The sequence below is a fragment of the Vibrio sp. Vb0667 genome, from assembly GCF_033391095.1.
Genome location: NZ_JAWPOL010000010.1, coordinates 63871 through 77507 on the forward strand (window position 1 = coordinate 63871; position 13637 = coordinate 77507).

Below are 13637 nucleotides of genomic sequence, written 5' to 3' on the forward strand. Positions count from 1 at the left end.
AACGAAGACTTTGATTAACAAATTTATGCTCAAACGCTCATTTTTAACGCTCGTTTGTTTTCGCAAACGTTTATATATGCACAATAGTATCGTGCTAGACAGGCAAAAATGATCAAAGGACTTTTAACATGACAACGAACAAACACCCCTCTCTGCTTGGAGAATGTTTGGCCGAGTTTATCGGTACAGGACTACTTATTTTCTTCGGCGTAGGCTGTGTTGCAGCCTTAGTTCTAACAGGCGCATCATTTGGACAATGGGAAATCAGTATTGTATGGGGCTTCGGTGTCGCCATCGCTATTTACTGTACGGCTGGCGTCTCTGGTGCACACATCAACCCTGCCGTTACCATCGCACTTGCTATGTTCCATGGTTTTGATAAGGCGAAAGTGGTGCCATACATTATCGCTCAAATGCTTGGGGCATTCTGTTCTGCTGCATTGGTATACAGCTTATACAGCAACCTTTTCACCGACTACGAAATCGCTCATAACTTCGTTCGCAGCAGCCAAGATGCACTAGCAACTGCTGGTATCTTCTCAACCTATCCGCATGCCTCCCTCTCTTTCTTTGGTGCTTTTGCTGTGGAATTCGTTATCACTGCTGTGCTGATGTTTGCGATTCTGGCTCTGGGCGATGAAAATAACGGCGCAGCACGTGGCGCAATGAACCCTCTATTGATCGGTATTTTGATTGCCGTCATCGGTGGTTCACTTGGCCCACTAACAGGCTTTGCGATGAACCCAGCTCGTGACTTTGGACCGAAGCTGTTCGCTTACTTCGCAGGTTGGGATTACGCTCTGACAGGTGCTAAAGACATTCCTTACTTTATCGTGCCTTTACTTGCTCCGATTGCAGGTGCATGTTTTGGAGGTTGGTTGTATCCAAAAGCGATTGCCGCTTACCTTCCACAACAAGGTCACGGTTGTACGATTCCAAACCAATGTGAGACGGAAGAAGAAACAGAAGAAGCTAGAGCTTAAAACTGACGTAACTCGAACATTTACTAAAATATAAATAACGAAACAAAAGGATTCTTACCATGACTGAGCAAAAATACATTGTTGCCCTAGACCAAGGTACAACAAGCTCTCGCGCAGTGATTCTTGATCATGATGCGAACATCGTAAGCGTCGCGCAACGCGAATTTACTCAGATTTATCCAGAAGCTGGTTGGGTTGAACATGATCCAATGGAGATCTGGGCAACACAAAGCTCTACCTTAGTAGAAGCTCTAGCTAAGTCTGGCATCCGTAGCGACCAATTAGCGGCTATCGGTATTACTAACCAGCGTGAAACGACTATCGTCTGGAACAAAGAAACAGGTAAACCCGTTTACAATGCGATTGTATGGCAATGTCGCCGTACTGCTGATATCTGTGAAGATTTAAAAGCACGCGGTCTCGAAAACTATGTACGTGACAACACTGGTTTGGTGCTTGACCCTTACTTCTCCGGTACCAAAGTTAAATGGATTCTGGACAATGTTGAAGGCGCACGAGAAGACGCAGAAGCAGGTAAGCTGTTGTTTGGTACTGTCGATACTTGGTTAGTTTGGAAGATGACTCAAGGTCGCGTTCACGTAACCGACTACACTAACGCATCGCGTACCATGCTGTTTAACATCAACGATCTATGTTGGGATCAAAAAATGTTAGATGAGCTTGGCATCCCAGCATCTATGATGCCAGAAGTGAAGCGCTCATCGGAAATTTACGGTAAAACCAACATCGGTGGTAAAGGCGGTACTCGTATTCCTATTTCTGGAATCGCAGGTGACCAACAAGCGGCGCTTTACGGCCAAATGTGTGTTGAAGCGGGTCAAGCGAAAAACACTTACGGTACGGGTTGTTTCTTGCTAATGAATACTGGCCAAGAAAAAGTCACTTCGACACATGGCCTTCTAACTACTTTGGCTTGTGGTCCTGCAGGCGAACCAGCTTATGCACTTGAAGGCGCCGTATTCATGGGTGGAGCTTCTATCCAATGGCTACGCGATGAATTGAAAATCCTAAACGGTGCAGAAGACTCTGAATACTTCGCGACAAAAGTGGATACATCAAACGGCGTTTATGTCGTGCCTGCATTTACTGGTTTAGGCGCTCCATACTGGGATGCCTACGCACGTGGCACGATTGTCGGCCTTACTCGCGGTGTGAATTCAAACCATATCATCCGTGCAACATTGGAAGGCATCGCTTATCAAACTCGTGACGTACTGGATGCGATGCAAGCTGACTCAGGCATTAAGCTTGCGAACCTTCGCGTCGATGGTGGTGCAGTAGCGAACAACTTCCTAATGCAATTCCAATCCGATGTATTGAACACAGAAGTACACCGCCCTCAAGTAACTGAGGTTACCGCTCTTGGTGCAGCCTACCTTGCCGGCCTTGCAGTTGGTTACTGGGATAGCATTGATGAGTTGCAGAATAAAGCGGTACTTGATCGCACCTTTGAGCCACACGATGATGAAGAAAAACGCAATCGTCGTTACAAGGGCTGGAAACGTGCAGTGAAATGTGCACAAACCTGGTCTGAACTTCACGACGAAGAAGATTAATCTCATCTCCATAAGAAAAAAAGAGCGCCATTTGTGCGCTCTTTTTGCGCTTTATCCCCGATTCCTGAACTCGCTTACTTCTCACAACGAGCAAATTCGAGCACAATAGAGCTTCGAATTTGAAGCATTGGCCGTTACCAATGCACAAGGGAGTGGTAAGTGAAGCAAATACCTCGACACCAGCAGATTGTTGAGCTGGTGAAAAAACAAGGCTATGTCAGCACGGATGAGTTAGTAGAAAGATTCAATGTCAGCCCACAAACCATCCGACGCGATCTCAATGAACTCGCCGATGACAACAAAATTCGTCGTTATCACGGTGGAGCCACTATTCCTCTCAGTTCTGAAAACACATCTTACAACACGCGTAAAGCGCTCAACTTCAATGAAAAAGATGTCATTGCAGACGAGGTAGTCAAACACATTCCAGATGGTGCCACACTATTCATCGATATCGGCACCACACCAGAAGCAGTTGCGCGAGCGCTCAATAAAAACCATAAACAGTTGCGTGTTGTCACCAACAACATCAATGTTGCGACCATTCTTTTCCCTAACCCTGAAATCAAAGTCATCTTAGCGGGTGGAGAAGTCCGCAGCAGAGACGGCGGTATTGTTGGCGAGGCTACCCTCGATTTCGTTAAACAGTTCCGTCTCGACTTTGGTATTCTCGGCATTAGCGGTATCGACTTCGATGGCTCGCTATTAGACTTTGATTACCACGAAGTCCGGGTCAAACAAGCGATCATTGACAATAGCCGTAGTGTATTTCTTGCCGTAGACCACACCAAGTTCGGGCGCAATGCTATGGTGAAACTAGGCAATATTGCACAGCTCAACATGATCTTTACCAATAAGCAGCCACCAGAAGAAATCTTGTCAATTTTGAAGGAAGCTTCTATCCCACTTGAAGTGGTTGAAGCTAACGAATCAAACTCCGAAAACGAGTAACGTCAATCGTATAACTCCCCCTCAAATGACCTCTGTCTTAATTAGACAGAGGTTTTTTTGTGTCTAAATCACACAAAACGCTCACAAACGAAAATAATAGATGATCACAAACGAAACCTGAGCTAGGATTACATTATGTTCTAAAATGCTCGTTCGCTCACCAAGAGGTCAAATTTATGAGTATACAAAATAATGCTTCCACTACTAGCTCATCCACTACCTTAGACTTGATCGTAATCGGTGGCGGCATTAACGGAGCTGGTATTGCAGCAGACGCAGCTGGCCGAGGTTTGAGTGTTGGCTTATATGAAGCACATGACTTCGCATCTGCGACTTCTTCAGCAAGTTCTAAACTGATACACGGCGGTTTACGCTACCTTGAACACTACGAGTTTCGTTTAGTTTCGGAAGCGCTCGCAGAGCGTGAGGTTATTCTTCGTAAAGCACCACACGTCGCATTACCAATGCGTTTCCGTTTACCGCATCGCCCATTCCTACGCCCAGCTTGGATGATTCGTTGTGGCCTTTTCCTTTACGATAACTTGGGTAAACGTACGACGCTGCAAGGCAGTAAAACCGTCAACCTTGCGAAATCTGGCTTGCTAAAACCAGAGATGAAAACGGGTTTCGAATACTCTGACTGTTGGGTTGATGATGCACGTTTAGTATTACTGAACGTTCTTGCGGCTCGCGAAAACCATGCTGAAGTGCGTAACTACTGCCGCGTGGAAAAAGCACACCGTGAAGGTGGTATCTGGCATGTTACTATTCACGATGTGATGACAGACCAACGTTTCGAACGTAAAGCGAAAGCGTTAGTCAATGCTGCGGGGCCTTGGGTAAAACAGTTCTTTGATGATGGATTAGAGCAAGCCTCTCCTCGTAACATTCGCTTAATCAAAGGCTCGCACATCGTTGTTCCTCGTATCCACAACGAACCGCAAGCCTACATTCTTCAAAACAAAGACAATCGCATCGTATTTATGATTCCTTACTTAGATAAGTTCTCAATCATTGGTACAACAGATGTGGAATACAAAGGTGACCCACGTGAAGTGTCGATCTCAGATGACGAAGTCGATTACCTCATTGATATCGTAAACCAACACTTTGTCCACCAGTTGACTCGCGAAGATGTAGTTTGGACATACAGCGGTGTTCGTCCTTTATGTGACGATGAATCTGACTCTCCGCAAGCAATCACACGAGACTACACGCTAGAGCTCGATGCGGAATACGACCATGCACCTCTGCTTTCTGTTTTTGGTGGTAAGTTAACGACCTACCGTAAGTTAGGTGAAGCAGCAATGAAGAAACTTGCTCCGTTCCTACCTGAAATGGGTAAAGACTGGACGGCCAACCAAACCCTTCCTGGTGGTAACTTCAGCTGTAGTCGTGAACAATTAGCGAAACAAATTCATGCTAAATACACTTGGGCGCCAGAAGCATTGATTCTTCGTTATGTCACTCAGTTTGGTACCCAAACGTGGAACTTAATGGAAGGTACAACAAGTGAAGCTGACTTAGGACAAACGTTCTCGACACAAGCCGGTGGTGTTTACCAACGTGAGATCGATTACTTAATGAACCATGAAATGGCAATGACCGATGAAGACATTTTATGGCGCCGTACTAAGCTTGGTCTTTACATGAACGAGGAAGAAAAACAGGCCTTAACGGACTATTTAAAGAAAAAGCTACAACAGAAAGTGGTTAATCTTTCTCAAGTTGGCTAACAGCTCCCCTCCCTCCCCCCACAATAAAGCCTGCTTAGTTGCAGGCTTTTTGTTTTGTTGTTTAAGCACAACACCTTGGTGCGCTCCACTCGATTGCAAATAAGAACAACTATTCATAGACATTTGGCATTAAATACAATCATACTCATTTGAAAAATAATGCATCAATGACTTCAGAGTACCGTACTCAGAGCATTGCCTCTGTATGGCAATGCAATTCTCGCGAAAGAAGTATCTTGAGGTTATTTTGGTATCGGCTCAAACAAGGAAAAGAAAATGGGTTTTATGATTGAACATTGGGACTTCTCAACCCCAGAAGCAACTCAACAATCCACCACGGCAGAGCAAATTCAAGCTAAGCATTGGTACCATTGCGAACGGCTGCATCCTGATATTCGTGGTTGGCTGGAGCAAAACCAAGTACCTCGAGCTACGGTTGATCATCTATTAGCCGACGAAAGTCGACCATCTTTCCATCCTTTGGATGACGAGAACTTCATGTTGATTTTACGAGGCGTCAATATGAACGGCAATGCATCACCAGAAGATATGCTTAGTATTCGAATTCTCTACTTTCAAGGCGCACTCATTTCAACTCGTAAAATTCCATCACGCGCGATCATGGAGATTCGCCAAGCATTAGCGGAACACAAAGGCCCAAAAAGTCTTGCCAGTTTACTTCATCAGATCATTGAAGGATTAAACAGTAAAATAGACATTTACCTTGATACGATTGAAGAAACACTAAACCAGTTCGACGTGAATGATGAGTCGACGTACAAACATATGGCGACTCAAAAAGCACTGATTTCTATCAAGCGTTTTATTCGCCCTCAGCAGTACGCTATCCGTGATCTTGTGGAGTCAGAATCAGAATTGATTGCTTTGAGACCTCATCAATATCGCTTCGCACACAATAATATTACGCGCATAAATGAAACACTTGAGTTTTATCTTGGAGAAGTGGCGCTTTTCCAAGAAGAGATCAAACATCATCGTGATGAGAAAACCAATAAAAACAGTTACCTGTTTACTTTGGTAGCAACGATTTTTCTACCAACCAGCTTCTTAACAGGTTTACTCGGTATCAATGTTGGTGGAATGCCAGGCGTGGAATCCACCATGGCATTCACCTGGTTCTGCATCGCCTTAATTGTCATTTTTGGTCTAGAGTGGTGGCTATTTAAACGCTTGGGGCTCACGAATAAAGCGGACGACGAAGACGAATAAACACTAAACCTATAAAGAACAAAAACCAAAAGAGGAGCACGCGGCTCCTCTTTTCTCTACTCACATTAGAATCTTATCCGGGGTGACCATCCACACGAGGGGTCACAAGCATCACACCAAAGCGCCACACAAATAGCCCAAACGCAACAATCCATAATCCGCCGCTGATATCAATCCACAGTATCATGTTCGCTGGATCAAAGATCACGGCGAAACTGCGAACCAAAGCTGCCGCGGTAATTGCTGCAAACGCAAGGCTCATGTTTGGCCCTTTGTAGATCATGCGACCAGTATGTCCCATCGTCACCCGTGTAATCATCGCTAAAATCAAACCGCCTAACGCACCTATCGCAAACAGGTGAATGAGGTTATGGCTGGCAAATGCATCTCCCCAGACGCCTCGCAAAATTAAGCTTAGTGGTAAACACAAATACGCAGCATGCAGCGACCACACTAAAGGCTCGCTCAGGGTTAACCAAGGTTTCCAGCGAACAAAACGCACCAACTGAGCAACACCTGCAAATAGCATCAAAGGACTACCTAGTTCTGCAAACGTCACAGGGAAAAAGCTCAGCACAAATAGCATTACCAATGGCAAGTTCGCGAACCACTCTAACCAAGCCAATGGTTGCGCTTTTTCGAAATTAAATCGACGCGCAGTAAAAAATGGAATCACACGTCCGCCCATCACTGACAACAGCAAGGTAAACCACCACAGCATTGCTTGCCACACCGCTGAAGAGCTAAAGGGCGGCATACCTTTTATCGTTGCGTAGCTTGCAAAGTTCGCAAAGATGGCTAAAAGAAACAGTGGAACGAAAAACAAATTACGCCAACCTTTGGCTCGATACACACGAATGCCCACCTCATAGGCGACAAACAGTAAAAATACCGCTTCGATACTGCTGGTTAACCATAACGGTGCTGGTGTCCAAAGCAATATGCGGGGCACTAACCACAAGCCAAATAAAGCCAGAAGCATGTAATGCTTGGTACCATTAATGCCAGTCCAGTTTTGTACCGCGGTCAGTACAAAGCCAACTACAATGGCCATCGAAAAACCGAACAACATTTCATGTACGTGCCACCACAATGCAGGCACGGCTAATGCGTTTGGCTGTCCGCCTTGGAACATCCACACCCACAACGCAATCGCAACAATGGCGTAAATCGACCCAAACAGAAAAAACGGCCGAAAGCCTAATCGCAGCCATGCGGGGATTTTTTCTTCTACTTTTTTATCGGTGATATTCAGCATTATCTTGCCCTCAAGCGTCTCTCGATGCTGGTTAACTCAACTACATATTGATGCTACCATAAACATGTATAAAAAATACATGTTTATAATTAAGATTATACTTAAGAGGTAAAGTTGTGCTTCAGATGCGGGTTAGGTATAAACATGAGAGGCACAACTATCAGTTAAGGGATGCAACGACAATGTACATATTTGGCTATGGCAGTTTGATTAATTCTGCGTCGCGTAAGTTAACCGGACAAACGGGAGAAGCCATTCCCGTCATAGCACATGGGTTGGTTCGCTACTGGGGGAAGATTGACGACAGCTACAGCCTCTCTCCATTAGTGGTGAACCAAGGCGATGGACAGGTTAATGGCGTTTTACTCGAAGTAAATGAAGAAGCGCTCGCAGAATTCGACCGCCGTGAGCGAGGTTATCATCGTATTCAACTTCAGCCAGATCAAATCGAAACAGATGCGAGTTTTAACCAAGAACATGACATTTGGGTTTACGTAAAAGACGAGCCACTACCACCATGCGAAAAGAGCCCAATCATGCAAAGTTATGTTGATACCGTACTGGCAGGTTGCTTGGAAGTTTCCCACGCGTTTGCAGAGCATTTTGTGCGTCACACCATTGGCTGGCAACACGCGAAAGAAAATGACCGCCACCAACCCAAATATGGCAACCTTGCAGGCGTACAAGATCACCATTATGAGTTGATTGATAATCTAATAAAAAAAGGAGCCTAACGGCTCCTTTTTAGTATCTATGTTTTGCTTACGCGAGCTTAAAACTTGTAATCAACACCAACGTACAGGCTGTCAAAATCAAAATCTTCGCTGCCACCGTTTTCGGCATCAATACTTACCGAAGAAGCACGGTAGCCACCAGATACAACCAAACCTGAAGCGAACTCATAACCAGCCTCAACACCGTAGTTAAAGCCTACATCACGACCATCATCGGTAACAGTGCTAGATGATTTCACTTCATAAGAAACACTCATTACACCAAGGCCAGCAATCGCACCAACATAGAAGCCTGTACCTGCAAATTGGTATTTAGGCTTCGCATTGAAATTGAACGCAGAAGCATCAACACTAAATTTAACCGGCCACCCCATGTAAGAAAATGTTTCTTCAAAGTCGCCAAAGTATATGTACTCACCTTCAAAAGCTAGTTTGAAGTTTTCTGAATATTGAAGCTCTTTACCTACAGCAAGGCTAAGACCTGTCGCAGAAAGATCTTTTGACAAGCTTTTAACTTTAAGATCTGAATTTACCAAATCAGCACCAACATACCAGTTACCTTTTGCTTGAACTGATGCTGAAGCAACCACTGCACCTAAAGCCAATAATGGCAATACTTTTTTCATTATAATTTCCTAATTTTTCATACTGTTAGACAGCTTTTAAAAGCGCGGAGATTATAAATAGAGTTGAATACTTTCCTATTGATTTGTTTATAAAATGAGACACAAAACATAAACATGAACAATAAAACGTTTGCTTGATTAAACTCTAAACAGCTCGAGTCCTATTAAGTACTAGAGTTACCACAAGTAGCAAGTTTCCAAACCAGTCGCGTTTTTCAGTATTTTTACAGCAATATAATCCTTACGTTTACGGCTTTATTTATTACTCAATAGAGTCTATTTCATGAAAACAATTTGGCTTGATATGATGATTTAAAGTGTTTAGGACTGTCTTACTAAAGGTTTGTGCATATCTAAGTAGCTGTTTAAAATAGTCAGATTATTGAGCTCACACTTGGGCAGTGCCAACGGGAAATTTACATGGCAAAGCTAAAAGATATCGCCATTGAAGCAGGCGTCTCACTTGCAACCGTATCGCGGGTTTTGAACAACGACCCAACGTTGAGCGTTAAAGAAGAAACCAAATACCGCATTTTGGAAATTGCAGAAAAACTGGAGTACCGCACCAGTAGCTCGAAGAAAGGCATCAAAGAAGCTAAGCAAAAACATCACTTTTTAGCCTTATATAACTACAAACAAGAAACAGAGGTGAATGACCCTTACTACTTATCAATTCGTCATGGGATTGAAACGCAATGCGACAAATTAGGTATTACGCTAACCAATTGCTATAACAGTGAAATTGATGTTGAAACGAAAAAGATAACAGGTGTCCTTTTAGTCGGAAATGTCGACCAAAAGGTAGTAGATAAATTACCTAAACGTCTAGCCGATAGCATTTGCTACATAAACTTTTCAGATCCAACCTGCCCTTATGATTGCGTTGATGTCGACCTTATTCGAATCAGTAGGCAAGTAGTTGATTTCTTTGTACAACGAGGCCACCGCCGCATCGGTTATATTGGCGGTCAAGACAAGCACGACGCAGCTGACACTCGTGAAAATGTGTTTTTGGACTATGGCTATCTAAAAGGCGTGGTCGCAGAACATGATATACACTATTGTGCCTGCTCTAGTTTGTCCGGTTATAACTTAGCGAAAGAGATGCTAGCCAAAGGTGACTTCCCGAAAGCAGTATTCATTGATTCAGACTCCATCGCGATTGGCATAGTACGTGCAATCCATGAATTTGGCTTAAAGATACCAGAGGATATTACGCTGATTAGTATGAATGATATTCCTACTGCTCGCTTTACCTTTCCGCCGTTGTCTACAATTCGTATTCACTCTGAGTTGATGGGAACTCAGGGAGTGAACTTACTAGTGGAAAAATACCGAGATGGACGCTTACTCCCTCTTCATGTATACGTTCAAACAGAGCTTAAACTACGTGGTACAACTCAATGATACCTTTTCCATTAATCTCTTTTATGAATTAAATCTGGAACATCCCCCCCTAACCCAAGATATTCATTTTGCACAATCAGTACTGTTTCGGCGTAACGCCGATAACTCAGCGGGTAGTAAGAAGTTCAACAACAAATCACTCTAAGCACCATGAGTGCCCCAAATGTTTATCATTTAGAGGTGATGGTCGAAGAAACCAACTCGCGTAGCCAAATGCCTTTGTCTTCATTGTTTCGGCTGGAATGCCACAGCATGGCAATATCAAAATCCGCAACGGCGATCGGCGGCTTAACAGTAATGAGATCGTCCGAAAAGCCCTCCGCCAACGCCATTTTTTCTGGCACGATGGCAATGAGATCGCGCTTTTTCAATAGATGCCGAATAGTGAGAAAGTTGCGCGACGCCACGGTGACTTTGCGGCTCAAGCCATGTTCTGCGAGCTTTTGGTCTACTTGTGTCTTTAAGCTCCCATCGGGACTTACCAGAGCTTGCTCGATGTTCGCGAACGCTTCCAGAGACAGCTGTGTTTCCCCTTTCAACACCTGTTTATCACACATGCACACGTGTTTTTCGGTGTACAAGTACAAGCTCTCAAAGTTGTCATCCAACACCGGCATGCTGCCAATAATGACATCGAGCTTTTCGTGCTCAGTTAATGCCACGTAGTTGCTACGATTGACGTTAATAAAACTGATCTGCGCCTCTGGGGCGCGCTGGCGTATTTCGTCATAAAGCCGAGGAGCAAAGATAAACTCGGCATAATCCGTTAACCCGATGCGACATACACCCGCGTAATTTTCAGGTTGGAAGGCAGACTTAGTGAGCAAGTCTTTGGCGATAGAATCCAACAAGTGATGCACAGTTGGCGCGATGTGGTGAGCGTGCTCGGTGGGCTCCATCTTGTGCCCTTTTCGCTCAAAAAGCGGGTCGTCAAACAACAACCTTAAACGAGACAAACTATGACTCATCGCCGACTGGCTAACGTAACTTTTCTCTGCCGCGACGCTAACGCTTCGATAGCGATACAAGTAGGAAAACGTCACCAATAAGTTCAAGTCAATGTTGCGCCACTGAACGTCCTCTTTCACTCCAACATCCTCATCCCATTTCATTCATAGATGAAATTAAAATCATCAATTTGAGTCATTTTAGAGCATTCGATAAATTAGCAACAATGCTTTTTAGATAAACAGGCTCGACATGTTCACCATATTCAAAACTTTTTTCTGGCTGGGTTGGTTCAGCTTCGGCGGCCCGGCGGCTCATATTGGTTATTTTCGCCAAACCTTTGTTGAGAAACTGAAATGGCTTGATGACAGCGAGTACGCGCAAATTGTCGCGCTCAGTCAGTTTTTGCCGGGACCGGGCTCAAGCCAAGTTGGCTTTGCTTTAGGCTATAAACGTGGCGGTTTAGGTGGCGCATGCGCAGCATTTGTCGGATTCACGCTTCCTTCAGTGGTCATCATGTTGGCGCTGGCGATGGTGAGCAGCCAAATCACCGACACCGCAGTGTTCCAAAACATCGTTCACGGCCTAAAACTGCTCGCAGTCGTCGTCGTGGCGGATGCGACTTGGGGCATGTACAAAAACTTCTGCCAAAGTAAACTGACCGCGGGTTTGTGCGTCGCGACTGCGATTGCGTTGCTGGTGGCACCAAGCATCATGACGCAAATGTTCGTGTTGATCGCAGCAGGTTTTGTCGGAATGCGATATCTGAAGAAAGACTCCGCGCCATCAGCCGAGTCGTTTAAACCGTCTATCGCGCCATTAGCTCTATTTGCGATGCTTTTACTCGGCTTACCGTTAGTGGCTCATACGTTACCTTTGCTTGGGCTGTTTAGTGATTTTTTCCAAGCTGGTAGCTTAGTGTTTGGTGGCGGTCATGTGGTTCTGCCGCTTCTGCAAAACATTGTTGGCGACCAGCTCAGCCAAGATGCATTTTTAACAGGCTACGCCGCTGCACAAGCTGTACCGGGGCCAATGTTCACCTTTGCTACTTTTATCGGTTATGAGCTTTCGGATACGCCAATTTTAGGCGCTCTGATCGCAACGCTTGGCGTATTCCTCCCTGGGTTTCTTTTACTACTTGGCGTTCTTAAGAACTGGCAAGCACTGGCAGGCAAACCGCTGGTCTCCGGCGCCATCAACGGTGTAAATGCCTCGGTAGTAGGGTTACTACTCGCGGCACTTTACCAGCCAGTATTTAGCAGCGCAGTTGTTGCTCCCATCGACATGGCGTTAGTGATTGCGGGTTTCTATCTACACAAAAAGCTCAACCTTTCGGTACTATGGATGATCGTGTTTTTTGTGGCAGCAGGCCTTGTCACGGGCATGATGTAGCCTGCTGATACGCCAACTATTGAATCTAGATAAACCACGGGCACTCAAATACGAGTGCCCTTGCTTAGATTAGATAGTGAAAACGGAACAGACCCCGATAAAAAGAGCATCACAAATTATGACTTAACTTCTCTCGGTTAAGCCATTGTTCATTCTTACCAACTTAACTGCATCATGACGAGAATGGACATCGAGTTTTTTGTACAACTTGTATATATGGCTTTTCACTGTACTTTCAGATAAAAAAAGTCTTGAAGCAATTTGTTGATTTGAAATGCCGTACACAAGTAGCTCTAGAATCTGTTTTTCTCTGCATGTTAACTCATCATGCTGCTGTTCTTCGGACAAATTTGCATGCCGATAATTGAGGACTAACTTCTCTAGGTACATTCTTGGTAGCCACAACCCACCTTTCAGTACGTATTCCGCGCCATCACATATATGTGTCACTGATGCACTTCGGAGCAAAATTCCTTTTAACAACTTCCAATGCAGTAAGTCCGTTTGTACTTTTTCACAAGGGACGTTGTGAAGCATAAAGGACCACCCAAATAGATCAAAATCTGGTAACTTTCCTTGTACTTCAAGCTGACGCATAAAATCGTAATCAATAAACATCAAATCGATACTGAGTGAGTGACTTCTGAACACCACTTCATCTGGTTGCATTATCTTTACATCGACATCATGAATGGAAGACAGCTGTTTTTTTATTAAGTTACTTTGTAAATTACTCTCAGCTAGCAGTATCAAGTGCTTCTTTTCCATAGTCCCACCACATTAACTTACCTGTTT

The 13637-nt window shown here is 44.5% G+C and carries 12 protein-coding genes; 8 read left to right on the plus strand and 4 right to left on the minus strand.

What is annotated here, in order from left to right:
• Positions 1-128 precede the first annotated feature (128 nt).
• The 5 genes from R8269_RS12165 to R8269_RS12185 all read left to right on the plus strand — a co-directional run bounded on the left by R8269_RS12165 (position 129) and on the right by R8269_RS12185 (position 6477).
• Positions 129-983, plus strand: coding sequence for an MIP/aquaporin family protein (locus R8269_RS12165; protein ID WP_005380195.1), 855 nt, complete (start codon positions 129-131; stop codon positions 981-983).
• A gap of 59 nt (positions 984-1042) precedes the next feature.
• Positions 1043-2560 carry a glycerol kinase GlpK gene (gene glpK, locus R8269_RS12170; protein ID WP_005380193.1) on the plus strand — a complete coding sequence of 506 codons (1518 nt, stop codon included), beginning with the start codon at positions 1043-1045 and terminating at the stop codon, positions 2558-2560.
• 159 nt (positions 2561-2719) lie between these two features.
• The gene (locus tag R8269_RS12175) at positions 2720-3511 is read left to right on the plus strand and encodes a DeoR/GlpR family transcriptional regulator (RefSeq protein WP_005380192.1); all 792 of its coding nucleotides are present in this window, start codon (positions 2720-2722) and stop codon (positions 3509-3511) included.
• 176 nt (positions 3512-3687) lie between these two features.
• Positions 3688-5247: a glycerol-3-phosphate dehydrogenase gene (glpD, locus tag R8269_RS12180; protein WP_005391703.1), complete on the plus strand. Its 1560-nt coding sequence runs from the start codon at positions 3688-3690 to the stop codon at positions 5245-5247.
• 276 nt (positions 5248-5523) lie between these two features.
• On the plus strand, positions 5524-6477 hold the full coding sequence (locus R8269_RS12185) for a CorA family divalent cation transporter (protein ID WP_005391702.1): 954 nt from the start codon (positions 5524-5526) through the stop codon (positions 6475-6477).
• 73 nt (positions 6478-6550) lie between these two features.
• Here the strand turns inward: R8269_RS12185 and R8269_RS12190 are convergent, their stop codons facing one another.
• On the minus strand, positions 6551-7735 hold the full coding sequence (locus tag R8269_RS12190) for an NnrS family protein (protein ID WP_005391701.1): 1185 nt from the start codon (positions 7733-7735) through the stop codon (positions 6551-6553).
• 182 nt (positions 7736-7917) lie between these two features.
• On the opposite strand from R8269_RS12190, the gene R8269_RS12195 reads away from it, so the two are divergent.
• Complete coding sequence (locus tag R8269_RS12195) at positions 7918-8469, plus strand: gamma-glutamylcyclotransferase family protein (protein ID WP_025768214.1); 552 nt, start codon at positions 7918-7920, stop codon at positions 8467-8469.
• A gap of 38 nt (positions 8470-8507) precedes the next feature.
• Here R8269_RS12195 and R8269_RS12200 read toward each other — a convergent pair whose 3' ends face one another.
• Positions 8508-9095, minus strand: coding sequence for an outer membrane beta-barrel protein (locus R8269_RS12200; protein WP_017820436.1), 588 nt, complete (start codon positions 9093-9095; stop codon positions 8508-8510).
• A 420-nt stretch (positions 9096-9515) separates the two neighbouring features.
• On the opposite strand from R8269_RS12200, the gene ebgR reads away from it, so the two are divergent.
• Complete coding sequence (ebgR, locus tag R8269_RS12205) at positions 9516-10502, plus strand: transcriptional regulator EbgR (RefSeq protein WP_025768213.1); 987 nt, start codon at positions 9516-9518, stop codon at positions 10500-10502.
• Between the two features lie 170 nt (positions 10503-10672).
• Here the strand turns inward: ebgR and R8269_RS12210 are convergent, their stop codons facing one another.
• On the minus strand, positions 10673-11590 hold the full coding sequence (locus R8269_RS12210; RefSeq protein ID WP_375224442.1) for a LysR family transcriptional regulator: 918 nt from the start codon (positions 11588-11590) through the stop codon (positions 10673-10675).
• 112 nt (positions 11591-11702) lie between these two features.
• On the opposite strand from R8269_RS12210, the gene chrA reads away from it, so the two are divergent.
• Positions 11703-12842, plus strand: coding sequence for a chromate efflux transporter (gene chrA, locus R8269_RS12215; RefSeq protein ID WP_005380170.1), 1140 nt, complete (start codon positions 11703-11705; stop codon positions 12840-12842).
• Positions 12843-12965: 123 nt separating this feature from the next.
• On the opposite strand, the gene R8269_RS12220 is transcribed toward chrA, so the two are convergent.
• Entirely contained in the window at positions 12966-13610 is a 645-nt protein-coding gene (locus R8269_RS12220) for a helix-turn-helix transcriptional regulator (protein ID WP_005380169.1), read from the minus strand.
• Positions 13611-13637: the final 27 nt, after the last annotated feature.

What these genes read in the sequence shown, in the direction of transcription:
- glpD (WP_005391703.1), top strand. Translation starts at nt 3,688, where the DNA reads ATGAGTATACAAAATAATGCTTCCACTACTAGCTCATCCACTACCTTA.
- R8269_RS12190 (WP_005391701.1), bottom strand. Translation starts at nt 7,735, where the DNA reads ATGCTGAATATCACCGATAAAAAAGTAGAAGAAAAAATCCCCGCATGG.
- R8269_RS12185 (WP_005391702.1), top strand. Translation starts at nt 5,524, where the DNA reads ATGGGTTTTATGATTGAACATTGGGACTTCTCAACCCCAGAAGCAACT.
- R8269_RS12200 (WP_017820436.1), bottom strand. Translation starts at nt 9,095, where the DNA reads ATGAAAAAAGTATTGCCATTATTGGCTTTAGGTGCAGTGGTTGCTTCA.
- R8269_RS12195 (WP_025768214.1), top strand. Translation starts at nt 7,918, where the DNA reads ATGTACATATTTGGCTATGGCAGTTTGATTAATTCTGCGTCGCGTAAG.
- ebgR (WP_025768213.1), top strand. Translation starts at nt 9,516, where the DNA reads ATGGCAAAGCTAAAAGATATCGCCATTGAAGCAGGCGTCTCACTTGCA.
- R8269_RS12220 (WP_005380169.1), bottom strand. Translation starts at nt 13,610, where the DNA reads ATGGAAAAGAAGCACTTGATACTGCTAGCTGAGAGTAATTTACAAAGT.
- R8269_RS12165 (WP_005380195.1), top strand. Translation starts at nt 129, where the DNA reads ATGACAACGAACAAACACCCCTCTCTGCTTGGAGAATGTTTGGCCGAG.
- glpK (WP_005380193.1), top strand. Translation starts at nt 1,043, where the DNA reads ATGACTGAGCAAAAATACATTGTTGCCCTAGACCAAGGTACAACAAGC.
- chrA (WP_005380170.1), top strand. Translation starts at nt 11,703, where the DNA reads ATGTTCACCATATTCAAAACTTTTTTCTGGCTGGGTTGGTTCAGCTTC.